The sequence below is a fragment of the Psychrobacillus sp. NPDC096426 genome, from assembly GCF_044762745.1.
GTDB lineage: Bacteria > Bacillota > Bacilli > Bacillales_A > Planococcaceae > Psychrobacillus.
Genome location: NZ_JBIWEX010000022.1, coordinates 1 through 25502, shown reverse-complemented (window position 1 = coordinate 25502; position 25502 = coordinate 1). Strand labels below are relative to the sequence as shown.

At 37.4% G+C, this 25502-nt stretch carries 19 protein-coding genes, 1 rRNA gene and 2 riboswitches; of the genes, 17 read left to right on the top strand and 3 right to left on the bottom strand.

Annotation, left to right across the window (positions count from 1 at the left end; genetic code table 11):
- The first annotated feature begins 76 nt into the window (after positions 1 to 76).
- Positions 77 to 1429, top strand: coding sequence for an FAD-containing oxidoreductase (locus ACIQYS_RS16935; protein ID WP_402982443.1), 1353 nt, complete (start codon positions 77 to 79; stop codon positions 1427 to 1429).
- Between the two features lie 71 nt (positions 1430 to 1500).
- Here the strand turns inward: ACIQYS_RS16935 and ACIQYS_RS16930 are convergent, their stop codons facing one another.
- Positions 1501 to 1998, bottom strand: a complete 498-nt coding sequence (locus tag ACIQYS_RS16930) for a hypothetical protein (RefSeq protein ID WP_402982441.1) — start codon at positions 1996 to 1998, stop codon at positions 1501 to 1503.
- Positions 1999 to 2075: 77 nt separating this feature from the next.
- Positions 2076 to 2486: a poly-beta-hydroxybutyrate-responsive repressor gene (phaQ, locus tag ACIQYS_RS16925; protein ID WP_402982439.1), complete on the bottom strand. Its 411-nt coding sequence runs from the start codon at positions 2484 to 2486 to the stop codon at positions 2076 to 2078.
- Between the two features lie 224 nt (positions 2487 to 2710).
- Between phaQ and ACIQYS_RS16920 the strand changes: the two genes are divergently transcribed.
- The 4 genes from ACIQYS_RS16920 to ACIQYS_RS16905 all read left to right on the top strand — a co-directional run bounded on the left by ACIQYS_RS16920 (position 2711) and on the right by ACIQYS_RS16905 (position 6287).
- Positions 2711 to 3172 (top strand): polyhydroxyalkanoate biosynthesis repressor PhaR, encoded by a 462-nt coding sequence (locus tag ACIQYS_RS16920; RefSeq protein WP_402982437.1) that lies wholly within the window; start codon positions 2711 to 2713, stop codon positions 3170 to 3172.
- A gap of 53 nt (positions 3173 to 3225) precedes the next feature.
- Entirely contained in the window at positions 3226 to 4008 is a 783-nt protein-coding gene (gene fabG / locus ACIQYS_RS16915; RefSeq protein ID WP_402982435.1) for a 3-oxoacyl-[acyl-carrier-protein] reductase, read from the top strand.
- Between the two features lie 46 nt (positions 4009 to 4054).
- Positions 4055 to 5137 (top strand): class III poly(R)-hydroxyalkanoic acid synthase subunit PhaC, encoded by a 1083-nt coding sequence (gene phaC / locus ACIQYS_RS16910; RefSeq protein ID WP_402982433.1) that lies wholly within the window; start codon positions 4055 to 4057, stop codon positions 5135 to 5137.
- 625 nt (positions 5138 to 5762) lie between these two features.
- Positions 5763 to 6287, top strand: a complete 525-nt coding sequence (locus ACIQYS_RS16905; protein WP_402982431.1) for a Rossmann-fold NAD(P)-binding domain-containing protein — start codon at positions 5763 to 5765, stop codon at positions 6285 to 6287.
- Between the two features lie 222 nt (positions 6288 to 6509).
- Here the strand turns inward: ACIQYS_RS16905 and ACIQYS_RS16900 are convergent, their stop codons facing one another.
- Positions 6510 to 6947: a GNAT family N-acetyltransferase gene (locus tag ACIQYS_RS16900; RefSeq protein WP_402982429.1), complete on the bottom strand. Its 438-nt coding sequence runs from the start codon at positions 6945 to 6947 to the stop codon at positions 6510 to 6512.
- A gap of 153 nt (positions 6948 to 7100) precedes the next feature.
- Between ACIQYS_RS16900 and ACIQYS_RS16895 the strand changes: the two genes are divergently transcribed.
- The 12 genes from ACIQYS_RS16895 to ACIQYS_RS16840 all read left to right on the top strand — a co-directional run.
- The gene (locus ACIQYS_RS16895) at positions 7101 to 7859 is read left to right on the top strand and encodes an exodeoxyribonuclease III (RefSeq protein ID WP_402982427.1); all 759 of its coding nucleotides are present in this window, start codon (positions 7101 to 7103) and stop codon (positions 7857 to 7859) included.
- Between the two features lie 99 nt (positions 7860 to 7958).
- The gene (locus ACIQYS_RS16890) at positions 7959 to 9239 is read left to right on the top strand and encodes an aminotransferase class I/II-fold pyridoxal phosphate-dependent enzyme (RefSeq protein ID WP_402982425.1); all 1281 of its coding nucleotides are present in this window, start codon (positions 7959 to 7961) and stop codon (positions 9237 to 9239) included.
- A gap of 139 nt (positions 9240 to 9378) precedes the next feature.
- Positions 9379 to 11592, top strand: coding sequence for an outer membrane protein assembly factor BamB family protein (locus ACIQYS_RS16885; protein ID WP_402982423.1), 2214 nt, complete (start codon positions 9379 to 9381; stop codon positions 11590 to 11592).
- A gap of 186 nt (positions 11593 to 11778) precedes the next feature.
- Positions 11779 to 13986 carry an outer membrane protein assembly factor BamB family protein gene (locus ACIQYS_RS16880; protein ID WP_402982421.1) on the top strand — a complete coding sequence of 736 codons (2208 nt, stop codon included), beginning with the start codon at positions 11779 to 11781 and terminating at the stop codon, positions 13984 to 13986.
- A gap of 591 nt (positions 13987 to 14577) precedes the next feature.
- The gene (locus ACIQYS_RS16875) at positions 14578 to 16059 is read left to right on the top strand and encodes a nicotinate phosphoribosyltransferase (protein ID WP_402982419.1); all 1482 of its coding nucleotides are present in this window, start codon (positions 14578 to 14580) and stop codon (positions 16057 to 16059) included.
- A 2-nt stretch (positions 16060 to 16061) separates the two neighbouring features.
- Positions 16062 to 16889 carry an ammonia-dependent NAD(+) synthetase gene (gene nadE, locus ACIQYS_RS16870; protein WP_402982417.1) on the top strand — a complete coding sequence of 276 codons (828 nt, stop codon included), beginning with the start codon at positions 16062 to 16064 and terminating at the stop codon, positions 16887 to 16889.
- Between the two features lie 263 nt (positions 16890 to 17152).
- On the top strand, positions 17153 to 18103 hold the full coding sequence (locus tag ACIQYS_RS16865; RefSeq protein ID WP_402982415.1) for an AAA family ATPase: 951 nt from the start codon (positions 17153 to 17155) through the stop codon (positions 18101 to 18103).
- Entirely contained in the window at positions 18100 to 19305 is a 1206-nt protein-coding gene (locus ACIQYS_RS16860; protein ID WP_402982413.1) for a DUF58 domain-containing protein, read from the top strand. Before ACIQYS_RS16865 ends, ACIQYS_RS16860 begins: the two co-directional genes overlap by 4 nt.
- Entirely contained in the window at positions 19302 to 21485 is a 2184-nt protein-coding gene (locus ACIQYS_RS16855; RefSeq protein ID WP_402982411.1) for a DUF4129 domain-containing transglutaminase family protein, read from the top strand. The genes ACIQYS_RS16860 and ACIQYS_RS16855 overlap by 4 nt, the downstream gene beginning before the upstream one ends.
- A gap of 34 nt (positions 21486 to 21519) precedes the next feature.
- Positions 21520 to 21621, top strand: a riboswitch (purine riboswitch).
- Between the two features lie 131 nt (positions 21622 to 21752).
- The gene (gene guaA / locus ACIQYS_RS16850) at positions 21753 to 23306 is read left to right on the top strand and encodes a glutamine-hydrolyzing GMP synthase (protein WP_402982409.1); all 1554 of its coding nucleotides are present in this window, start codon (positions 21753 to 21755) and stop codon (positions 23304 to 23306) included.
- Between the two features lie 167 nt (positions 23307 to 23473).
- Positions 23474 to 23575, top strand: a riboswitch (purine riboswitch).
- Positions 23576 to 23664: 89 nt separating this feature from the next.
- Positions 23665 to 24996, top strand: a complete 1332-nt coding sequence (locus ACIQYS_RS16845) for an NCS2 family permease (protein WP_402982407.1) — start codon at positions 23665 to 23667, stop codon at positions 24994 to 24996.
- 423 nt (positions 24997 to 25419) lie between these two features.
- Positions 25420 to 25502: ribosomal RNA gene (locus ACIQYS_RS16840) — 16S ribosomal RNA — on the top strand; the annotation flags it as partial.

The following is a 25502-nucleotide window of genomic DNA, read 5'->3' as shown; positions in this document are numbered from 1 at the left end:
TCTGAGCTATTGGAAGTGGGGTTTTATGTTTACTTTCCTACTATAAAAGGAAATAGTGTATATGGGAGGTTTTAAGATGAAAAAATATGATGTAGTAATTATTGGATTTGGTAAAGGTGGGAAAACACTTGCTTCCGAGTTCGCTAAAAACGGCAAAACGGTTGCGGTGATTGAAAAGTCTTCTAATATGTATGGGGGAACATGTATTAATATTGCATGTATACCAACGAAATCACTTGTTCATTCAGCCGAAAAAAGAAAGTATTTGAACACTTCCAAAGAGGAATTTTATACAAAAGCTATAAATCAAAAAGATGAGTTAACTGATTTTTTACGAAATAAAAACTTTCATATGCTGGATGATCAAGAAAATATCACAGTAATTACTGGAGAGGCAAGTTTTCTAACAGATAATAAAATACAAGTGAAAACAGCGGAAGATGAGTTTCAAGTAACGGCGGAGCAATTTTTTATTAATACAGGAGCGACTCCAATTATTCCTCCTATTGAAGGCTTAAAAGACGCTAATTTCGTGTATAATTCAACGACTTTGCAAGAACGAAAAGAGCTTCCAGAAAAACTTATCATTATTGGCGGAGGTTATATTGGGTTAGAGTTCGCTTCCATGTACGCAAATTTTGGTTCAGAAGTTACAGTAATTGATGGAAACGAACAATTTCTGCCGAATGAAGACCGCGATATTGCAGAAGAAGTAAAAAAAGTGCTTGAGTCGAAGAACGTAACAATCGAAGTGAATAGCAAGGTAGAATCAGTAAAAAATCAAGACGGTATTGTAGTAGTCACCTATAACCATATTGAAGAAGTACGGGGCAATGCCGTCTTGCTTGCAACAGGGCGAAAGCCAAATACAAATGGCTTAGGTTTGGAAAATACCACTGTAGAAGTAAATGATAGAGGAGCAGTGGTAGTGGATGACTTTTTAAAAACTACTGCCAACAATATTTGGGCGTTAGGTGATGTGAACGGAGGTCCTCAGTTTACTTATATTTCTTTGGATGATTTCCTAATTGTAAAAGACCAACTTTTTGGGGATGGCTCGTATTCGAAAAAAGAGCGTACGAACGTTCCGTATTCGGTGTTCATTGACCCTGTATTATCCCACGTTGGACTGAATGAGAAAATGGCAAAGGAAAAAGGATTGGAATATAAAGTAGTTTCGATGCCAGCAGCTGGAATTCCAAGAGCACGCATAGTGGAACAAACAGAGGGGTTATTAAAAGCACTTGTTGACCCAAAAACAAAAGAAATTTTAGGTTGCACGTTATTTTGTTCGGAATCCAGTGAAATGATTAATGTAGTGCGAGTGGCAATGGAAGCGAAATTGCCATATACATTTTTGCGGGATACTATATTCACTCACCCGACAATGAGTGAATCACTTAATGACTTATTTTCTAAGGTTGAATAACTAAAGAGAGAGGTATCATTGATAATGATGACCTCTCTCTTTTTCGTTTATAGTAATTTAAAAGCTAAGGATTATACTCCTACAGATACTAATAGATCTTTATGAGCACCTTTTAGTAACGTAGTCAATTCTTCGATTTTGTTTAATGTTTCTTCACGTTCAAGTTTTTGTTGTTCAATTGCTGCTTTGACAGTTGACTCTAAATGATTCTGTGATTGAACGAAAAGATCCAAAACCGCATAAGTTGGTTTCCATGATAAAGATTGTGCTTTGTCGTTAATCTCTTGAATATTGTTCAGCCATGTAGAAACTTGTTCTAATTGTGTGGTCCCACTGATTTCTTTCACGCTCGTTTGAACTTTAACTTGCCAATCTTGCGTTGCTTTTTTTGTCTCTTCTTCCATAGCAGTCAAAGTTGCAACTGTGGAATCTAAAAGGTCTTTTTGGTACGAAAATGCTTGTAACGTTTTTTTCTGAACTTCATCTTGCAAGCTTTGTAATGTTTTAAAGCCGTTTAACCATCCGTCCCACAATAAATCTACACCGTTTCCTACTTGTTCTCTCGCCATCCATAATTCCTCCTTTAATCTAGCAAAGCATGTTTAGTATTTATAATGAATGCTAATGTTCGCATTACATCCAGAGATCAATCCTCTTCTTCTTTCTCATCGGAAGAAGATTGAAGTGGGGTGAAAAAAGGGTTGTATATATTGAAAAATTGATTCAACATTTTTTGATACTGACCTAATGAACCAGCCCATAAATCTAAATATTGTTTACCTGCTTCTGTAATAGAATAAATGCGTTTAGCCGGACCACCAGATGTAGTATCCCATTCGGATGTTACCAACGCATCTTTTTCAAGTTGCCGTAGCAGACGGTAAAAGTTCCCTTGGTCAACGGATTCCACTCCGAATTTTGTAATTTTCTCCATTAGTTCATAACCATGTGTATTCCAATCACGTAAATGCAGCAACATGATTGGGATAAGGAAATTTTTTGGAGCACCGATATTGGTGTTTTTATTTTTTTTTATTAATTCCTCTTTAGATTCCATCATCCATCACCTACTTATTTTGTTGTTGCATATAAGTGTAATTTACACCTATATGTTTTTTAAGTCAAGGGATACATTTTTGAAAAGTTTGAAAGGTTTTGTCGAAAAAAGAAGAAAGAGTTATAAATATATCGAATAGTCACAATCTTTACATTTTTAACATATACCACCCTATAAAAATGTGTTAAAGTTATGGTGAATTTAAGAAAAGGAGATGATTTCCATTGACCCAGACAACTTCATTCGATGCTTTTGCAATGTGGAAAAACGTGTATGAGAAAACGGAAAGTACATGGCGAGATGCAATCCAAGATACGCTTGGAAAAGAATCTTTTGCAGAAAGTTTAGGGCAGATTCAAAGCCAGTATTTACAGTATCAAGGATTTGTGAACAAAATAACAGAGTCCTATTTAAAACAAGTTAACTTGCCATCTAGGGATGAAATTGCAAATGTTGCTTCCCTTGTTATAAACGTAGAATCGAAAGTGGATGATCTGGAAGACCAAATGGATGTGCATAAGGCGGATACTTCAAGAGAAATAGATCAATTAAAAAAATTAGTAAATAATCTAGATAAGAAATTGGATAAAGTGATTGAGCTACTCGATAAGTCACTAGCATCCCAGAATACCGCTAAAGTAACGCCTGAACCAATTACACCACCGGCTACAAGTGCCAAGAAGTAATTCTCTACTATCGTGATTTCTTAAATAAAATATATATTGGGAGTGTTTTTTAAATGTCAGAATTGCAAACAACCGTATTGGAACAAACCAATCCTTTAAAACCTCTTGCAGGAAAAGTAGCTGTTGTAACAGGTGCTTCACGAGGAATTGGTGCTGAAATAGCAAAAGCGTTGGCAAAGAATGGTGCGCAAGTTGTAGTTAATTACTTAAGTAGCACTTTTGATATGGAAAATGTAATTCAAGAAATCGAACGAGAAGGTGGCACTTCGTTTGCTTATAAAGCGGATGTATCTATAGAAGAGGATTCACAAAAACTTGTAGATGAGGTATTGAACCGCTTTGGAAAAATTGACATCCTAGTTAATAATGCTGGTGTGACAAGAGATCGTACTTTCCGAAAAATGTCCAAACAAGAATGGGATCAAGTGATCAATATTAACTTAAATAGTGTTTTCAATACAACATCTGCTGTTATCAACCATATGTTAGAACAAAAGTCTGGTCGGATTATTAATATTAGTTCCATCATTGGGCAAGCTGGTGGTTTTGGACAGACGAATTATGCTGCATCAAAAGCTGGACTACTAGGCTTTACGAAGTCGCTAGCTCTTGAGACTGCAAGAAATGGTATTACAGTAAATGCGATTTGCCCAGGATTTATCGAAACAGAGATGGTTGCAGCAATGCCGGAAAATGTAAAAGATGCAATAGTTGCTAAAGTGCCTGTACAAAGATTAGGCCGCACAAGTGAAATTGCAGAGGCTGTCTTATTTTTAGCTCAAGCGAGTTATATTACGGGTCAAGAAATCAATGTAAACGGCGGTCTATACATGTAACAAAAATTTCCTATCTTTAAATAAGAATATTAGTAGGAGGGATTGTATGGTTACTCTTGATACGAAGCAATTTGACAATTGGATTGATCGTTTTTCGGATGATAAGAACATCCAACAGATTAAACGTTTAACAGAAGTTATCTCATCGGATGCTGAACCGGAAGTTGGCCAGACTCCAAAAGAGGTTATTTGGTCGAAAAATAAGACAAAATTATATCGCTATCAGCCAGCGATAAAGAAAACAAATAAAGTACCGATTCTAATGATTTATGCCTTGATCAATAAGCCGTATATATTAGATCTTTATCCTGGAAATAGTTTAATAGAGCACTTAACTAATAAAGGGCATGATGTCTACTTGTTGGACTGGGGTACTCCTGGCTATGAAGACCGCCATATGAAACTAGATGATTATATTATTGATTATATTCCGCGGGCAGTAAACAAAGTGCTAAAGACTTCCAAAGCAAAAGATATCACACTTTTAGGATACTGTATGGGTGGGACAATGACCGCAATCTTCACTGCACTTTATCCGCAATTGCCGATTCGCAACCTTATTTTGATGACGAGCCCAATTGATTTTAAAGATGCAGGACTATACTCAAACTGGTTGGATAAACGCTATTTTCAGCTAGATAAATTGGTCGATACGCTTGGTAATATTCCTTTCGAACTAATCGATTTCGGAAATAAATTGCTCAGCCCAATTTCGAATATTTACGGTCCTTATGTTAGTTTAGCTGATCGTGTGGAAAATGAGAACTTTGTTTTAAACTGGAAACTAATGCAAAAATGGTTGAATGACGGGATACCTTTCCCAGGGGAATCCTATAGACAGTGGATTAGAGATTTCTATCAGGACAACAAACTGATTAATGATCAATTAGTAGTGCGGGGACGCAAAGTGGAATTGGCGAATATTAAGGCCAATCTATTAAATATTTCTGCAACACGTGACAACATTGCTCTGCCACAGCAGATTGCACCACTAAATGATAAGGTGTCTAGTAAAAACAAGACACTACATATAGTAGAGACTGGTCATGTATCGGTTGTCACAGGTCGCAAAGCAATTAATGAAATACATCCTTATATTGAGAAATGGCTTACTGATAATTCGAAGTGATATAAAAGGAAGCAAGTCCGTAAATAGACTTGTTTCCTTTTTTTATGACTTGATAAAATGAATGTTATAGGGATAGTGCGTCTTAAGGAAGTTACCGCTAGGATTTCTGCTGCAGTGCGGACGTTTTCCGCGGGGTGAGCGATGAGCCATCGCCGACGCTTCACGTTCGCGTGCGATGTCTCATCTTCTCACAGAGGAATAAAGGCTAAGAACGCCACATCGTGTGGTAACGCCTTCGTGACAAACATCCTGTTGGCCTCGGCAGGAGTCGCCGCCCTTCCGCTCCAATGCACAATATTCGCTAACTTATCAGCGTTACTGCTTTCTATTCAATATTATGTAGTATTCCTAATAATAAATACATTAAATGGCTACGAGCAACAAACCAGCAACTGTAAGCAACCAGTTCTACTTGGAAAGCAACTAAATCAGCACGAGAGCAACCAAATTACTGTTGAAAGCAACCAATTCTTAAAATATAAAGCTTACTTGGAGTGAAACGCAGATGAATGAAACATATCATTTCAATAAGTGGTTGAATGAGATATAAGGGTAGTTTTTTATTCGTAATTCAAAGAGCATTAAGAAGAGATATGGCAATATTTACTTAGGGAGGCGCATTTAAATGAAACATGTTTGTATAATTGGTGGTACAGGAATGTTAGCGGAAGTGACAAGGTGGTATGCAGATAATAATCAAATTGTTTCGGTTATTGCACGCAACGTAGAAAAAATGAATAGAATGAAAGATCCTTGTTCTAATCCACAGAATATAAAAGCGATCTATCTTGATTATCGAGACTTAACTAAATTGCATCAATCACTTGAGCAAAACATAAAAAATTACGGACCATTATCAGAGGCAGTTATTTGGGTGCATTCAGATGGTGCAGATGCAATTTCAACAGTGTTTGAATTGATGGAAGAGAATAGTAAAGTTTGGCAAGTAATAGGTAGTAAAACAAACGCTGAAAACTTGAGAAAACAATACCAACCCCCAAAAAATCTAGAATATAATTTCATACAACTAGGGTTTCTTATAGAAAATGATAGACAAAGATGGTTAACAAATTTCGAAATAGCAGATGGTGTTATTCGTTCAATCCAATCAGGTCGATCCTATAATTTGGTTGGGGAAATTTCTAGTTAAAAAGAGCATAACTTTTGAAGTCATGCTCTTTCCTATGATGAATGCCTCTTATTGATTACTTAAATGAATTGTGTGAATTTTCAAGTTCTTCTAGTAACTGGCCATTTTCGGAACTATAAATAGTGGGAATAAAAAATTTTAATTGCTTTTCTGAGAGAATAGCTATTTTTCTATTCATGAAAAAGCAGCCAAAGATACAACTTTGGCTGCTTATCGCTTCTTTTATTCAGCTAATGTTTTCATCATTATAATATGTGGAATGCCATCTTCGATAAATACATCTGATGAAGTTTGATAGCCAAGTTTTTCATAAAAGCCTTCTGCATGTGTTTGACCATGTAATTTAACTTTGGATAATCCCTTCCCTATGGCAATTTCTTCTAGTGCGTTAACAATTACTTTTCCAAGACCAAATTTGCGATAAGGCTCTAATATACAAATCCTCTCCAATTTACCTAAACCATCCACTAATCGTAATCTACCAGTTCCAACAGGTTGTTCCTCATAATTGACTAAAATATGCTCGCATTGTCCATCTAGCGTATCGAATTCATCAAATTCTGCATCTACTGGTACACCCTGTTCTTTCACAAATACTTCTTTTCTTATATGAAACGCTTTTTGTAAGTCGCTATCTACCATAATTTTTTTAGAATCCATTAATTTTCAGTCCTTTTCTTAAATTTATTAGACAAGTCAGTAGACTCAAGTCATAATCTATTTATATGTAATTACAAGTGTAAGTGAAATTATTTTTGTTGTAAATAAAACAACAAATTAGGAACGGTCAGATTTTTGCTTGGGGGAATAGAGTTGAAATTAGTATCTTGGAATGTGAATGGATTACGCGCATGTGTGCAAAAAGGCTTTTTAGAATATTTTAATGAAATGAATGCAGATATATTTTGCTTGCAGGAGACGAAATTGCAAGCAGGGCAAATAGATTTGCAGTTAGATGGGTATGAACAATATTGGAATTATGCAGTGAAAAAAGGCTATTCGGGAACTGCTGTGTTTACAAAAGTGAAGCCACTTTCTGTGAGATATGGCGTCGGAGATTTAGAGACGGAAGATGAAGGAAGAATTATTACGCTGGAGTTCGAAGACTTTTACTTGGTCAATGTCTACACTCCAAATGCAAAACGTGATCTAACTCGACTGGCTTATCGTTTAGAATGGGAAGACGATATGCGGGCTTATTTAAAAAAATTGGACGAAGTGAAGCCAGTCATTATGTGTGGCGATCTAAATGTTGCGCACGAAGAAATCGATTTGAAAAATGCTAAATCTAATAGAGGGAACTCCGGTTTTACGCTTGAAGAACGCGGAAAAATGACGGATCTACTAGCGGCAGGTTTTGTGGATACTTTCCGTTATTTTTACCCAGATCGCGAGGATGCTTTTTCGTGGTGGTCGTATATGAATAAAGTAAGGGAACGGAATATAGGATGGAGAATTGACTATTTCATAGCTTCTCAAAAACTGACACCTATTTTAAAGGATGCTTCCATCGATGCGCTTATACTTGGAAGTGATCATTGTCCGGTTATTTTAGAGCTAGAGAAATCATAACAATGATGTGAAATATTCAATGTATTATGAGAAAAGTTACAATACGTTAACGAAATAGAGTACAATATTTCTAAATCAACTTTCTGGAGGTACCAATAGATGAATGCTTTAGCCTTGCAATTAAATGAGAAAATGCAAAAAGAAAATCCGGTCATTTTTGACATGTTATCCGATCTAGGAAAAAATTTATACTATCCAAAAGGGATATTAAGCCAAAGTGCAGAAGCAGGGAAAAAAGCACATCGCTTTAACGCAACAATCGGAATCGCAACGGAAAATGGAGAGCCAATGCATTTCCGTCATATACAAGATAAATTAGGGTACGCTCCAAAAGATATATACCCATATGCAGCGCCACAAGGAAAGGAATTATTACGTTCCATTTGGAAAGAAAAATTATTAAAGGATAATCCTTCTATGCAAAACAAATCAATTGGATTGCCAATTGTAACTAGCGCATTAACGCATGGTTTAAGTATTGTAGCGGATTTGTTTATGAATCCTGGTGATGTCCTTATTACGCCGGAGCAATATTGGGGTAACTATAATACGGTATTTCAAGTTAGAAGAAGCGGACGCGTCGAAACGTTTCCATTATTCAATGAATACAATGGTTTTCACGTAGAGGCTTTCCGTGAGACATTAGCGAAGCAAAAAGAAAAAGCAATTGTTTTATTAAACTTTCCGAACAATCCAACTGGCTATACACCATCTATTAATGAAGCACAAGAAATTGTTCAAGTATTAATAGACATTGCAGCTTCTGGTACTAAATTAGTTGTAGTATTAGATGATGCTTATTTTGGATTATTCTATGAAGATTCTATTAAGGAATCATTATTCGGATTATTAGCAGAAAGCCATCCAAATATTTTGCCAGTGAAAATCGACGGTGCCACTAAAGAAAACTATGTATGGGGATTACGCGTTGGTTTCATAACTTACGCTGCAACGCCTGATGTACTAGATGCATTAGAACAAAAAACGAAGGGCATTATCCGTGGAACGATTTCAAGCGGATCTCATATTTCCCAAACAATTCTTTTGGAGTCTTTACAGTCGGAAGAATTTTTAAAAGAAAAAGAAGAGAAATTTCAAATTATGCAAGGGCGTGCCATTCAAACGAAGAAAGTGCTGGCAAACGAAAAGTTTGCTCCTTTCTGGACATATTATCCATTTAACTCAGGGTACTTCATGTGCTTGAAGTTAAATAATTTAGATGCAGAAACACTTCGCCTTCATTTATTAGATCAATATGGTGTAGGTGTTATTGCAAGTAATAAAACGGATATCCGCGTGGCGTTTTCATGTGTGGAAGAATCGGATATTGAAGAATTATTTGATCTGATTTATCAAGGATGCCAAGACTTAACTAAATAATCATCTCGAAAACTGTTCTTGAGTTAGCGCTCACGGACAGTTTTTTATGTTGAACGAAATGTAAGCGATATCATTTATTTATAATCCGAAACATAAACTATTGAAACGGTATTTTAATAGTTTAAAGGGGAGGATTAAGATGAGAGATGAGCACATACCTGTATGGGCAAAAATTTTTATCGGAATTATTATTGCTCTAGTAACGATTCTTGTTCTTTATATATTTGCTGATAAAGAACAAAAAGGAGTATCCGAATTCGCTACAATAACTGTAAAAGAAGGAACAGAGGTGAAGAATGAGGCGGAAGTTGAGGTAGAAGTTAATGTAGAGGACAAGGTAGCACCTAGCCCTGCCAATCCTAATATAAAAGTGGAATATGCTTCAAAAGATTGGGCAATTCATGGTGGCGATTATTTCAACAGACGTTATTCCACTTTGAATCAAATTACATCTGAAAACATAGGAGACTTAAAAACTACTTGGGTTACTAGTCTAGGTTCTGGTGCAGAAGGAAAACATTCTGGTGAAGCTACTCCAATTGTAGCGGACGGTATTATGTATATTACTACAGGTGCAAATGACATATTTGCAATTGACGCTAAAACAGGTGAACAGATTTGGGCATATACACCTGAGATTCCACAAGAGATGGATACAGTATGTTGTGGTTGGACATCAAGAGGTGTCGCAGTTGGCGACGGTAAAGTATATGCAGGACTACTCGATGCTCGCTTAATCGCCCTTGATCAAAAAACGGGTGAATTATTATGGGAAACAAAAGTAGCAGAATGGGAAGAAGGTTACACTGTAACGAGTGCACCATTATACTATAACGGTAAAGTATATACTGGTGTGTCAGGAGGGGAATATGGCATTCGTGGTCGCGTGATGGCGTATAATTCGGATTTAGGATATGAAGTTTGGCGATTCTATACAATTCCTGGCCCTGCTGACATTCATGGCGATACATGGCCGTCGGATAATAATGCTTGGATAACAGGCGGTGCTCCAGTATGGAATACGCCAGCAGTAGATCCGGAACTTGGTTATATATATTTTGCAACAGGTAATGCAGCACCAGACATAGATGGTAGTAACCGTGAAGGGGATAATCTATATAATAACTCCGTAGTAGCATTGAATGCTGAGAATGGGGATTATGTATGGCATTTCCAAGAGGTACATCATGATATTTGGGATATGGACCCTGCAAACCCAGTTATTTTATACGATGTTGACATGGATGGGAAAATGCGCAAGGGTCTCGGCCAAGCTGGTAAAACTGGTTGGATTTATTTCTTAGACCGTACGGATGGAACTCCTCTTGTAGGAATTGATGAAAAGCCAGTTCCGCAATTGGCAGAACAAAAAACTGCTGCAACTCAACCATTTCCAATCGGTGATGCATTTGTTCCACAAGGAGTAACAGAAGAAGATGTGAAAAAAGATTTGGGACCTGATTTTACTGGTGAAATTGGAGATATTTTTACACCGTTTTGGGATGTTCCAATCACCCTTAAACCAGGAACATTCGGTGGGGCAAACTGGCCACCTTCTGCATACAATCCAGAAACTGAATATTACTATGTATTAGGTGCAGATAATTACTTCTCATTTGAAAGAAATGAACTAAATGAGTTCTCAGAAGGCGACATGTATTTAGGAAGTATTTTTGGTCCAGTACTTGATGCACCAGCAAGAGGAACAGTTACTGCAATTGATGTAAAAACGAATAAAATTGCTTGGCAACATAATTGGGATTCCATTGCATACAGTGGTGTTTTAACAACAGCAGGAAATCTTGTTTTTGTAGGACACAATGATGGTCGTCTAATTGCATACAATGCAAAAACAGGAGGCCAAGTTTGGGAATACATGATGGATGCAGGTGCGAATGCTCCTTCAGTGACGTATGAAATTGATGGAGAGCAATACATTTCCATCTATGCAGCAGGTAACGCACTTGCAGGTTCGAAGCATGGCGATAAAATTTATACATTTAAGCTAGGGGGAACTCTACCTGCAGGTCAAGTGATTGATGCTTCGGTGAAAGACAAAGTTAACGAGAACACTACCGATGAACCTACAGAAGGTGAAACAGTAAGTAGTGTTGATGCTGGTCTAGCAATTTACAAAAATAGTTGTATTGCTTGTCATGGTGATCAAGGAGCAAATGGGCATAATGGCCCGAACTTACAAATTAGTAAAGTTGCCGAAAGCAAAGAAGAAGTCATTGAACGTTTGATAAACGGAGGTGCTTCCATGCCATCATTTAAAGATACGCTAACACAAGAAGAGATCGAAGCTGTTGCTAATTATATCGTAACGGTCATTTCTCCATTAGATAAATAGTTTTTTAAATAACAGAATTGTCCAAGAAATTAAACATCTTGGACAGTTTTTTTGTTTTTGTTTATTTTCTTTGAAAACGTTACATTTATCTTTAATTCGTAATAAAATCTATTGTTTTAGTAAAAAAGCAGGAGTATACTGATACTGCAATAAGTCTAAATGATTAATAAAAGAGGGGGAAGTATGATGCGAAAGAATGATAGTTCGGTAGGTAAGCAAATTTTTGTCGGAGTAATAATTGCGATTGTAGTCCTATTTGGTCTTTGGTTAATAGCTGATAAAGGACAAGAAGAAGTTACCGATACTGGTGTGTCTGATGCTAGTGAAGTAACAAAAGATGAAACAGCCGAAAATACGACAAAACCGGAAGGAAAAGTTGCACCTAGTCCAGCTAATCCGGATATAAAAGTTGAGTACGCTTCAAAAGAATGGACTACATACGGTGGGGATTACTATAACAGACGTTATTCTCAATTAAATCAAATTACATCAGAAAACATTGGAGATTTAAAACCGACTTGGGTAGCTAGTCTTGGTTCCGGTGGAGGAACTAAATACTCTGGTGAAGCTACACCATTAGTAGTTGATGGTGTAATGTATGTTACAACAGGAGAAAATGATATTTTCGCACTAGATGCTAAAACAGGTGAGAAAATATGGGCTTACCATCCTGATATTGACCAATCCATGGATACAGTATGTTGTGGATGGACAACACGTGGTCTTGCAGTAGGCGACGGTAAAGTGTATGCGGGATTATTAGATGCAAAATTAATTGCACTTGATCAAAAAACAGGTGAATTATTATGGGATACAAAAGTAGCAGAATGGCAAGAAGGTTACACGATAACAAGTGCACCATTATACTATAACGGTAAAGTTTATACTGGTGTAGCAGGTGGCGAATATGGTATTCGTGGTCGTGTAATGGCTTATGATTCAGAATATGGTAAAGAAGTTTGGCGTTTCTATACAATACCGTCTCCTGGCGATGTTGATGGAGATTCTTGGCCATCCGATACGAATGCTTGGAAAACAGGTGGAGCGCCAGTTTGGAATACACCTGCAGTTGATCCAGAGTTAGGGTATATTTACTTCGCTACAGGAAATGCAGCGCCTGACTTAGACGGTAGTAACCGTGAAGGTGATAACTTATACAATAACTCTGTAGTAGCTTTGAATGCTGAAAATGGAGATTACGTATGGCATTTCCAAGAAGTACATCATGACATTTGGGATATGGACCCTGCGAACCCAGTTATTTTGTATGATGTAGAGATGGATGGAAAAATGCGTAAAGGTCTTGGACAAGCAGGTAAAACTGGATGGGTTTATTTCTTAGATCGTACAGATGGAACTCCGTTGGTAGGAATTGAAGAAAAGCCTGTACCTCAATTAGCTGAACAAAAAACAGCTGCAACTCAACCATTCCCAATTGGGGATGCATTTGTTCCTCAAGAAGTAACACAGGAGGACGTAGATCGTGATTTAGAAGGTACGTTTGAAGGACAAATTGGAAATATTTTCACTCCTTTCTGGGATGAACCAATTACATTAAAACCAGGTCCTCAAGGTGGAGCAAACTGGCCACCATCAGCGTATAACCCTGATACAGAACTTTACTATGTATTAGGAAATGACACATATATGGCTTTTTCAAGAGAAGATGAAGATGCTTTTGAGGAAGGATCTATATATGTCGGTAGTATTATGGCACCAGTGTCTAATGCTCCTCAACGTGGAACTGTAACAGCTCTTGATGTAAAAACAAATAAAATTGTATGGCAAAAAAACTGGGATACAGTTGCTTATAGTGGTGTATTAACAACTAAAGGTAATCTTGTATTTGTAGGTCATAACGATGGTCGACTAATTGCATTTGATGCGAAAACTGGAGATCAAGTATGGGAATACATGATGGATGCAGGTGCAAACGCTCCGTCTATCACATATGAAATTGACGGAGAACAATATATTGCTATCTATGCTGCGGGTAATGCACTTGCAGGCTCTAAACACGGCGACAAAGTGTACGTGTTTAAATTAGGTGGAACTTTTCCAGAAGGTCAAGTAATTGATGCATCTTTATCTGCTGCTGAAAAAGCTACGACTTCTTCTGACAAGCCAGTAGAAGGTGAAACAGTGAGTGCAAATATTGGTCTCGAGACTTATACAAATAGTTGTATAGCTTGTCACGGAGATCAAGGAGCAAACGGGCATAACGGTCCGAACTTACAAAATAGTAAAATAGCTGCTAGTTCAGCAGATGTTATTGATCGTATCACAAACGGTAAAAATGGTATGCCTGCATTTAAAGGCGTTTTAAGTGATGAGGAGATCCAAGCCGTTGCTGATTATATAGTAACTGTCGTTTCTCCTTTAGGGAAAAAGTAATTATTCAAAATGTAACCAGTCATCATTCGAGATGGCTGGTTTATTTATGATGATTTAGCGCTTATCAAATATATAACTATATACGGTATTGATAGAGAATATAGGGATAATGCGTCTTGGGGATAGGATCTTCGGGTTTGTCGTGTTGAGCGGTCCTTTTGGCGCGCTCGGGGTAGTCTTTGTCGTATTCGAAGGCTAGTTTGTCACGTTCGCAGTGAATTTTGTCTCGTTCAACCATATACTGTAAAATTCGAAACTGATTAGCTAGTAATTTTCTTGGATTGGAGCGGAAGGGTGGCGACTTCGGCGGAGGCCAACAGGATGTTGGTCACGAAGGCGTTGCCACACGATGTGGCGCTCTTAGCCTTTGTTCCTTAGTGAGACAGATAAGACATCGCAGGCGTACGCGTAAGCGTAAGCGTCGGTGATGGCTTATCGCTCACCCCGCGAAAATCCTAGCTGTAATCTCCTTAAGACGCATTATCCCTATTTTTTGAAGGATAGCTTCGGTTTATTTATCCAAGAAAAAGGGGAAATAGTGTATACTAGATTCAATCATTAGTGTTAGAAGTTATGGAGAAGGGGATCATTATGGAAAAAAATTATCCAGACGACGGTTTAGCTTTACATACTGATTTATATCAAATCAATATGTCAGAATCTTATTGGGCAGATAATATGCATGAAAGAAAAGCAGTATTTGAATTGTTTTTCCGAAAGCTACCTTTTGGAAATGGTTATGCAATTTTTGCTGGACTTGAAAGATGTCTTGATTATTTACGTGATTTTCATTTTTCGGAAAGTGACTTAGATTATTTACAAAACGAGCTCGGTTACAAGGAAGATTTTATTGACTATTTACGGACAGTTCGTTTTACGGGTGATGTCTACTCAATGCTGGAAGGGGAGCTTGTGTTTCCGAATGAGCCAATCATGCGGATTGAATCGACATTAGTAGAAGCGCAGCTTGTGGAAACTGCACTCTTAAATATTGTAAATTACCAAACGCTTATCGCTACAAAAGGTTCTCGTATTAAACAAGTAGTGAAAGATGAAATTGCAATGGAGTTTGGATCAAGACGTGCACAAGAGATGGATGCGGCTATTTGGGGAACTCGCGCAGCCTATATAGGTGGAATCGAATCTACTAGTAATGTACGTGCTGGTAAAATGTTTGGTATTCCTGTGTCTGGAACACATGCTCATTCTTTAGTGCAAGCATATAAAAGTGAATACGAAGCCTTCCACTCGTATGCCAAACGTCATAAAGACTGTGTTTTTTTAGTGGATACGTATAACACATTAAAAACGGGTGTCCCTACTGCGATCAAAGTGGCAAAAGAACTTGGTGACAAAATCAATTTTATCGGTATTCGTTTAGATTCCGGGGATATCGCTTTTCTATCGAAAGAAGCTAGAAAGATGCTAGATGCAGCTGGATTTACAAATGTTAAAATTATCGTTTCAAATGATTTAGATGAATATACAATTTTAAACTTAAAGGCTCAAGGGGCAAAAGTAGATAGCTGGGGTATTGGTACAAAGCTTATAACGGGTTACGACCAACCAGCGCTTGGAGCGGTATATAAAATCGTCTCTATTGAAGATGAAGATGGTAAGATGCAAGACACGATTAAAATTTCTTCTACAACAGAAAAAGTAACTACACCTGGTCAAAAAAAGCTGTTCCGAATTATTGATAGAGAAAACGGAAAGGCAGAAGGCGATTATATTGCAATGCATGACGAAGATCCAACGCATGAAAAACGCTTGAAAATGTTCCATCCAGTGCACACGTTTGTATCCAAATTTGTGACAAACTTCGAAGCGAAAGAATTACATGTAAAGGTTATTGAAGGTGGACAAGTTACGTATAAAATTCCAGATTTGCGAGAAGTGCGCGACTATGCACACACTAATTTAGATCTACTTTGGGACGAATATAAACGTTCGCTAAACCCGGAGGAATATCCAGTCGATTTAAGCCAAAAGTGTTGGGACAATAAAATGCGTAACATTCAGGAAGTAAAAGAAATGGAGCACAATCTTATTGCGCAAAATGGAGGCCAATAATAATGACAACCATGCAACAAAAGATTATTGAAGCTTTAAAAGTAAAACCAAACATTGATGTAGAAGAAGAAATCCGAACCAGTATCGATTTCATGAAGGCGTATTTAAAGAAGCATCGCTTTTTGAAAAGTTTGGTACTTGGAATTTCAGGAGGACAAGACTCTACATTAGTAGGGAAGCTTGCACAACTTGCAGTGGACGAGCTAAATAAGGAAGCTGGCGAAGAAACTTATGCATTTATCACAGTAAGTTTACCATATGGACTACAATTTGATGAGCATGAACGACAAGATGCACTAGGCTTTATCCAACCGTCTAAATCTGTCACGATTAATATAAAAGAGGCAGTCGATGCAAGTGTACGTACACTTAGTGAAGCGGGTATTACGTTATCGGATTTTGCAAAAGGGAATGAAAAAGCAAGAGAACGTATGAAAGCTCAATATTCAATTGCCGCAATGCATAATGGCGTTGTTCTTGGAACAGATCATGCAGCAGAAGCAGTTACAGGATTTTATACAAAATACGGCGATGGTGGTGTAGATTTAGCTCCTATATTTCGTTTGAATAAAAGACAAGGAAAGCAACTGCTTAAGCAACTAGGATGTCCGGAGCATTTATATTTAAAAGTTCCAACTGCAGATTTAGAAGAAGGTCGCCCTGCACTTCCGGACGAAGAGGCACTCGGTGTAACGTATGAGGAAATTGATGATTATTTAGAAGGTAAAATGATCTCCAATGAATCACAAGAAAAAATAGAAGGTTTTTATATTCGCTCAATGCATAAGCGACATATGCCGATTACGGTGTTTGATAATTTCTGGAAATAATAAGCATTAGCCGTGATAATCCAATAAGTAAGAAATAGTAGAGTGTGGGAAATATTGAAGTTCCCACCTCTACTTTTTTCTTTCTGGATATTGGAGAAGTGACCGCACGATTCTTCGCCAGCAGAAATCTGCTGAAAATGAGTTATATCTTATAGATGGTTCGGTTTTTCTTGTTTGTATTATATTGTAATATTCGGTATGCTAATTAAGTATTATATTAATTTTCAAACTAGTCTTTCAATAAAAAAGCCGGGGGAAAACAAATGATGGAACAGTTGCAAATCCAATCAATTATTACAAATATAGAAAAAGTGATGATCGGAAAAAAAAATATTGCAGAACTTGCAGTAGTCGCACTTCTTGCTGAAGGGCATGTACTTCTAGAAGATGTACCGGGTGTTGGAAAAACAATGATGGTTCGTGCGCTTGCCAAATCAATCGGTGCCGATTTTAAAAGGATTCAATTTACGCCAGATTTATTGCCATCCGATGTATTAGGGGTTTCCATTTACAATCCAAAAGAAATGGAGTTTGAATTTAGAGCAGGACCAATTATGGGGAATATAATACTCGCAGATGAAATCAATCGAACTTCACCTAAGACACAATCCGCACTCCTCGAAGGAATGGAAGAGGCATCCGTCACAATAGATGGAATAACTATGCCCATACCAAAACCATTTTTCGTTATGGCAACACAAAATCCAATTGAGCATGAAGGGACATACCCACTACCAGAAGCACAGCTAGACCGATTTTTAATGAAATTGAAAATGGGATATCCGCATCCAAGTGAAGAAATAGAAATACTCGATCGAGTAGAAAAGTTAACGCCAATTGAGCATATAGAATCTGTTATTTCATTGGAACAATTAATAAATTTACAAAAACAAGTGAAAATGGTGAAAGTAGATCAGACAATGAAAGGATATATTGTTGATCTCGCCAATCGAACGAGACTAGATACGTATATTTATCTAGGGGTAAGTCCTAGGGCTTCCATAGCGCTAATGAGAGCCGCGCAAAGTTATGCATTGCTTCAAGGAAGGGATTTTGTCATACCAGACGATATTCAATACTTAACTCCCTTCGTTTTTGGGCATCGTGTTATCCTCAGACCGGAAGCTAGATATGATGGGATTTCCACAGAGGAAGTAATAGTTCGAATTATTAAGCGAACACCGGTCCCGTATAAGAGGAAAGTAAATCAATGAAAAAGCGATTTAAACGATTACGACAGTTAAAAGGTTTTGTTGGAATTACGTTTCTTCTAATCGTAACGTTTGTTTATGCCATGTTTCAAGGTGGATTTGTTAGCTGGTTTTTATTTTATTCGTTAATTCCGCTTTCTATCTACTCCTTGCTCTTATTTTTTTATCCGCTTTCAAAGTTGGAAGTAAATAGAACAATCGAAACTCGTAATGTTTTTAGTGGTGGAAAATTTTCTGCAACTATTCGTGTAAAAAGAAACAATCATTTTCCGCTTATGTATGTGAAGTTTGAAGAAAAAGTTAGTCCAACATTAGCGCGGATCACTTCGTGGAAACGAATGATTTTTTGGGGGATGCAAAAAGAGTTTATTTGGACTTATGAAATGGATCATATTCCTAGGGGGGAGCATGTACTAGAGGGGCTAACAATCCAAGTGAGTGATCTATTTGGGTGGGTAAAGAAAGAAGCATTTATTCCCAATTCCAAAACCGTGCTTGTATTTCCAAACGTAACGGAAATGGTATATGTCCCAATTGAAACGCGCTATGACCAAGGAGCAGCTGCCTCTAGAATTCAAACGATGAAAGACACTTCCATGGCGACAGGCGTAAGATCTTATCAACCGGGTGACCGGGTTTCTTGGATTCACTGGAAGTCCTTTGCTAGAACGCAAACGCTTAAAACGAAAGAGTTTGAAGACCGTCAATCCCAAGATTTATTCGTCTTGATGGATCGGACACCGGCTGACTCTTTTGAAGAAATGGTCGATTTAACTGCCTCGATTTTACAAGCAATCGTGCGTCATCAAGCATCCAGTGCATTTTTGTCGCTTGGTGAAAATCGTTTTTATATTCCAACTGTTCAAAGTGAAGCCCAATTGCAACGAGCACTTTATCATTTAACGAAAGTTCAACCGGATTTAACAAAGCCAATAGAACAAGTCATGTTACATGACGGGGCATTAGCCCAAGCAACTTCTCTTTTATATGTTACAAGTAATCTTACATATGAATGGATAGATAGTGTTCAAAAAACGGCAAGTAATTTGCGTGTTTGCACATGCTTTGTTGTCAAACAAAAAGACGAAAAGTTAACGAAAGAGGCTCAAGTCATGCAGCAATTTGCTGCCAGTAGAGGGATACGCGTTCATACTATTCCGAAAGATCGTTTTGCCCAAGCGTTTTTGGAGGTGACTCGTTCATGAGTAAGAAAACAGTGCTTTCTTTTTTTATATATTTATTTGTATTTGTTTTAATGGTTGAATGGTTAAAACCGGTTATTGAGCTAACGGATACCGATCATTTGTATTTATTTAGTTTGTATTTATTGATCTCCTTTTTATTTTACTTTGTGAGATTGAAATGGTATTATGCAGCCCCATTAAAATTGGTTTTAATTTGTTGGGTTATTATTTCTATTTATACTGATTTTTCGTTTTTCTCTCGGGATACTTTTTCTTATTTGGCAGAAGCGCTTCGTGTAAACTTAACTGCTTTAGTTACACGCGAATGGTTGGCGGTAACAAATCCTTTTCGCACATTTTTATTTTTTTTACTACTATGGATGACGACATATTTATTAAATTATTGGATTCGTGTTAGAAAAAGTATACTTTTATTTTTTGTACTCACGGTTTTATTTATAACAATCCTTGATACTTTTAGTCCGTATAATGGTGAAAAAAGTATTGTAATTGCATTAGTCTCTGGGTTTATCGCAATGGGATTATTGTATGTCGAAAAGATTGGCTATGAAAATAAAGAGCAAGTGAAAGTCCCATTTTTACTTGGTGGTGTAGGAAGTCTCATTGGAATACTTGTGATCAGTGGAACATTGGCCTTTATTTTACCGAAGGCTGGACCAAGTTGGCCAGATCCTGTCCCTTTTTTCACTTCTGCTAAACCTTCTACTGGGGAGGGTCGATACGGAACGGGGATGCACCGGAGCGTAGGTTACGGAGAAAATGATGAAAACTTAGGCGGAGCATTTGACGCAGATGATTCTCCTGTATTTACAGCTGTTGTTCCGACCAAACAGTATTGGAAAATCGAGACGAAGGATACGTATACATCTAAAGGGTGGATTCAATCTAATACAGATGCACAAATTAGTAGCTATCAAGTAGGAGAAATAATTCAATCTGACATTGCACCAGGCGAGGAAGAAAGAACGGCGATTGCAAGCATTTCTATGCTACAGGACTATCCTTTTGTCATGCAACCTTATGGCATTAAGCGGGTAGATGCGCTAGAGCCATTTACTCTTTCATGGAATGAAACAGATCAAAAAATTTCTACGTTCAATGGTGGTAGTACTGTGCCTATAAGAAATTATGACGTTGCTTATAGTGAGCCCGTGTATAGCTTAAAAGCTCTCCGAAACACGAAAATAGACAGTTTGGATAGTCTAACAAGTGAGTTCGATCGGTATTTACAATTGCCTGAAACTTTACCAACTAGAGTAAGAGAGTTAGCTACCTCAATTACGGAAGGGGACGGAAGCTTATATGAAAAAGCAAAATCCATTGAGCGGTACTTCAGTCAAAACAGCTTTCGTTATAATCAGCAACTAGCAGCAATTCCAGAAGGGGATACGGATTACGTCGATCAATTTTTATTTGATACGAAGGTAGGATATTGTGATAACTTTTCAACTTCTATGGTTGTTTTGCTTCGTTCGGAAGGAATCCCAGCACGTTGGGTGAAAGGCTTTGCGCCTGGAGAGATTGTGCAAAGAGAAGACAGTGTTCCTGTTTATGAAATAACGAATAACAACGCCCATTCATGGGTCGAGGCGTATTTTCCGAATATAGGATGGATGACTTTCGAACCCACGATTGGATTTTCCAATAGTGCAAACGTAAACTATGATTTAGATATACAAACGGATGAATTGGAAGCTCCAGTGCAGACACCAGCACCTGCTCCTACAAAACCAAAGCCGGAGACAGACAGAACAGAGATTTCCGAAAAATTCACGGAAGTAATGAGCAGTAGTGTAAATTGGGTATTGGACCGAAAAGCTGCATTTATATGGACAATTATCGGACTAGCTTTTATCAGTTTGCTTGCTTACCATTTTAGACGCAAATGGTTATCAAAAGTACTGATCCCTGCTTACCGGATAAGAAAAAATGATTGGGAAACGTTTGAAAAGATGTATCATCAGTTACTCAGACAGCTTCATTCTTATGGCTATGTGAAAGAACAGGGCCAAACATTAACGGATTACGCAACACGGATCGATGGATATTTTAGTGGGAACCATATGAAGAAGTTGACAAGAGCATATGAAGAAGGATTCTACGGTGGTAATAAACTAGAGATTAATTACCTATTGATGCGGGAAAGTTGGGAAAATTTAATCAATCAGCTAAGCAGTTGATTTTACATGCCACAAGCTGTAAACTATATTCAAATTAAATTGACTAAGTTGCCCTCGTATATGTCCGATAATATGGTTCGGATGTCTCTACCAAGTTACCGATAATAACTTGACTATGAAGGTGAATGCAATCATGCCTTTTTTTGGCATTTGCATTCACCTTTTTGAAGTAGAGAACATAAACGCGTAGAAAGAGGAAGCTTTCTTATGCGTTTTTTTAATTTCGAGGATTGATTTAGATTACTAATAAAGAAGAGGTGGATGCTAATGACTTCAACTCCATTGTTGAAAGAACAAGAAAAAATTGTTGTACTAGATTTCGGTAGTCAGTATAATCAGCTAATTACGCGTCGTATTCGTGAATTTGGAGTTTATAGTGAGTTACACCCACATACAGTAACAGCGGAAGATTTAAAGAAGATGAATGCTACGGGAATCATTTTCTCTGGTGGTCCGAACTCAGTATATGATGAAAATGCATTTCATATTGATCCAGCGATTTATGACATTGGTGTTCCTATTTTAGGTATTTGTTACGGGATGCAATTAATGTCGCAACATTTCGGTGGGAAAGTGGAAAAAGCTTCTCATAGAGAATATGGTAAAGCGGAAATTGATGTGAAAAATGCTACGGCTTTATTTGGACAACTTCCTGCAAACCAAGTTGTTTGGATGAGTCACGGTGACCATGTAACAGTAGCTCCAGAAGGATTTGAAGTAATTGCAACGAGCCCTTCTTGTGAAGTTGCTGCAATGGCAAATGAAGCGAAGAATTTATACGCAGTTCAATTCCACCCAGAAGTAAGACATTCTATTTACGGAATTGATTTACTACGCCAATTCGTGTTCGATATTTGCCATGCAACAGGCGACTGGACTATGGAAAGCTTTGTAGAAATGGAAATCGAAAAAATTCGCGCGGAAGTTGGCGACAAAAAGGTTCTATGTGCACTAAGTGGTGGAGTAGATTCCTCTGTAGTTGCTGTTCTAATTCATAAAGCAATTGGTGACCAGTTAACTTGTATGTTCGTGGATCACAACCTAAACCGAAAAGGTGAGGTTGAACAAGTGATGAAGACCTTCACGGAAGGTTTTAATATGAAAGTGATCAAAATTGATGCTCGTGAGCGTTTTATGAATAAACTTGCAGGAGTTTCTGACCCTGAAAAGAAACGTAAAATTATCGGTAACGAATTCATTTATGTATTTGATGAAGAGGCTTCTAAACTAGATGGTATGGATTTCTTAGCTCAAGGTACTCTATATACAGATATTATTGAATCTGGTACTGCAACAGCTCAAACAATTAAATCTCACCATAATGTAGGTGGACTACCTGAAGATATGCAGTTCAAGTTAATCGAACCATTAAAAACATTGTTTAAAGACGAAGTACGTGCACTTGGTTTAGAGCTTGGTCTTGATGAAGCAATCGTTTGGCGTCAACCTTTCCCAGGTCCGGGATTAGGTATCCGCGTTCTTGGTGAAGTAACTGAAGAAAAATTAGAAATCGTTCGTGAATCAGATGCAATTCTTCGTGAAGAAATTGCAAAAGCAGGACTGGATCGTGATATTTGGCAATACTTCACTGTACTTCCAGACATCCGTAGCGTTGGCGTAATGGGCGATGCTCGTACGTATGACTACGCAATCGGTATCCGTGCAGTAACTTCTATAGATGGAATGACTTCTGACTGGGCACGTATCCCATGGGATGTCCTAGAAAAAGTAAGCGTGCGTCTGGTAAATGAAGTACCACATATTAACCGCGTACTGTATGATGTAACGAGTAAACCACCAGCGACGATTGAGTGGGAATAATAATAAAAAGTCTAAAATCCAATTCGTGGATTTTAGCTTTTTTTTATATTTATTCTATGATCGTAGGTTATTATTATCTATAAACAGAAAAACGAACTATAAAATATTTTTTTGAAAAAATGTTCGGATTTGATATTGATTTTTAAAAATAATAGTGTTATATTACTATCATAATTTGAATATGTCGTCGTATAACGTTGGGAATAAGGCCCGAAAGTCTCTACCGAATCACCGTAAATGATTCGACTACGATTAGAATGAAAGTATTAAACTTTCACTGATTAAGGACTTTTAAGCATACGACCGTTAGTAGGTCGTATGCTTTTTTTCGTTATCGAGACACAAAATGGAGGATCTCATGAAAAAGTATTTTCGATTTGAAGAACTAGGGACAAACTATCGCAACGAGATTATTGGTGGTTTAACAACATTTCTAGCAATGGCATATATCCTAGTAGTAAACCCGATGACTCTATCGCTTGAGACTGTAGAAGGTTTGCCAGATTTTATGTATATGGATAAAGGCTCGGTATTTACAGCTACAGCTATCGCAGCTGCTATCGGATCGATCTTGATGGGTGTATTAGCAAAATATCCTATTGCCCTTGCTCCAGGAATGGGACTTAATGCGTTCTTCGCGTATACAGTTGTATTAGAATTCGGAATTCCATGGCAAGTAGCGTTAACAGGAGTTTTTGTAGCAGGTGTTATTTTTATTCTTTTATCTTTATCCGGTATTCGTGAGACAATTATTAATGCGATTCCAGCCGAATTGAAATTTGCGGTAGGCGCAGGAATTGGTTTATTTATTACATTTGTTGGTTTACAAAACTCAAAAATTCTCGTAAGCAATCCAAACGTAATAGTTGGTTTAGGAGATTTAACAGATCCTAATGTCCTTCTTACAATATTCGGTTTAGTCGTTACAGTTGTTATGATGGTTAAAGGAATTAAAGGCGGAATTTTTTATGGTATGTTAATCACTGCTGTAGTTGGTATGATTTTTAGCCTAGTACCGATTCCAAAAGCAATTGTGGGACATGTACCAAGTATGGCACCAACTTTTGGAGCAGCACTTGAACCAATATTCAATGATCCATCATCTCTATTAACAGCTCAATTTTTAATCGTAGTTCTAACATTTTTATTTGTTAACTTTTTTGATACAGCAGGGACGTTAATTTCTGTAGCAAACCAAGCAGGGTTAATGAAAGAAGGTAAACTACCACGTGCAGGTAAAGCACTTCTTGCAGATGCAATTGCAACTACAGCAGGTGCAGTAGCCGGTACTTCGACAACTACATCTTATGTGGAATCAACTGCAGGTGTTGCCGCAGGTGCACGCTCAGGTTTTGCAGCAGTAGTAACGGGAGTTCTTCTATTATTATCTTTATTCTTTTTTCCATTATTAAGTGTTGTTACTTCTTATGTAACTGCACCTGCATTAATAGTAGTAGGAGTATTAATGGTATCTTCTTTAGGAAATATCGAATGGACTAAATTCGAAATTGCAGTTCCAGCGTTCTTCGTAATAATTGCAATGCCGTTAACATACTCAATTGCAACTGGTATCGCAATTGGATTCATCTTCTACCCAATTACTATGGCCGTAGCAGGACGAATAAAAGAAGTTCATCCGATTATGTATGGGCTTTGGGTAATATTCCTTGGTTATTTTATTTTCTTATAATAAAATGTAATGAAAAGAGAGGCCTAGTGTCTCTCTTTCTTTATTGGAAAATGTAGATAGAAAGAGAATACTAGCGAATGTACAAATTGATGTAAGATGAGAGTTCGAAATAGATAACACAAGGGTTCAAGTGCTGTTTAAACAATCTAAAGTTATTAGTTGCATTTATCTGAATAAAGTGTTATTATCTTTTTACAACATTTTGTCGAATAAAGTGTTGACGAAGTATAAAAAAGGATGTTAAGATACAAAGGTCGCCAAAACAAAACGACAAAATAAACAACATGAACATTGAAAACTGAACATGCAAAACGTTAAGAAATATAGCTTGAAAGACTAACTTTAGTTAGTCTGATAGCAAAACAATTTTGACATCATTTAATGATGATGCCAGCAAAACAAAATGAGCTTTTTAAGTTCTCTATTATGGAGAGTTTGATCCTGGCTCAGGACGAACGCTGGCGGCGTGCCTAATACATGCAAGTCGAGCGAATGATGAAGAAGCT

Coding starts and splice junctions, on each gene's coding strand:
- ACIQYS_RS16845 (WP_402982407.1), top strand. CDS start 23,665: ATGAAAAAGTATTTTCGATTTGAAGAACTAGGGACAAACTATCGCAAC.
- ACIQYS_RS16905 (WP_402982431.1), top strand. CDS start 5,763: ATGAAACATGTTTGTATAATTGGTGGTACAGGAATGTTAGCGGAAGTG.
- phaQ (WP_402982439.1), bottom strand. CDS start 2,486: ATGGAATCTAAAGAGGAATTAATAAAAAAAAATAAAAACACCAATATC.
- ACIQYS_RS16900 (WP_402982429.1), bottom strand. CDS start 6,947: ATGGATTCTAAAAAAATTATGGTAGATAGCGACTTACAAAAAGCGTTT.
- ACIQYS_RS16875 (WP_402982419.1), top strand. CDS start 14,578: ATGGAAAAAAATTATCCAGACGACGGTTTAGCTTTACATACTGATTTA.
- ACIQYS_RS16930 (WP_402982441.1), bottom strand. CDS start 1,998: ATGGCGAGAGAACAAGTAGGAAACGGTGTAGATTTATTGTGGGACGGA.
- guaA (WP_402982409.1), top strand. CDS start 21,753: ATGACTTCAACTCCATTGTTGAAAGAACAAGAAAAAATTGTTGTACTA.
- ACIQYS_RS16860 (WP_402982413.1), top strand. CDS start 18,100: ATGAAAAAGCGATTTAAACGATTACGACAGTTAAAAGGTTTTGTTGGA.
- phaC (WP_402982433.1), top strand. CDS start 4,055: ATGGTTACTCTTGATACGAAGCAATTTGACAATTGGATTGATCGTTTT.
- ACIQYS_RS16880 (WP_402982421.1), top strand. CDS start 11,779: ATGCGAAAGAATGATAGTTCGGTAGGTAAGCAAATTTTTGTCGGAGTA.
- ACIQYS_RS16885 (WP_402982423.1), top strand. CDS start 9,379: ATGAGAGATGAGCACATACCTGTATGGGCAAAAATTTTTATCGGAATT.
- ACIQYS_RS16890 (WP_402982425.1), top strand. CDS start 7,959: ATGAATGCTTTAGCCTTGCAATTAAATGAGAAAATGCAAAAAGAAAAT.
- ACIQYS_RS16935 (WP_402982443.1), top strand. CDS start 77: ATGAAAAAATATGATGTAGTAATTATTGGATTTGGTAAAGGTGGGAAA.
- nadE (WP_402982417.1), top strand. CDS start 16,062: ATGACAACCATGCAACAAAAGATTATTGAAGCTTTAAAAGTAAAACCA.
- fabG (WP_402982435.1), top strand. CDS start 3,226: ATGTCAGAATTGCAAACAACCGTATTGGAACAAACCAATCCTTTAAAA.
- ACIQYS_RS16865 (WP_402982415.1), top strand. CDS start 17,153: ATGATGGAACAGTTGCAAATCCAATCAATTATTACAAATATAGAAAAA.
- ACIQYS_RS16855 (WP_402982411.1), top strand. CDS start 19,302: ATGAGTAAGAAAACAGTGCTTTCTTTTTTTATATATTTATTTGTATTT.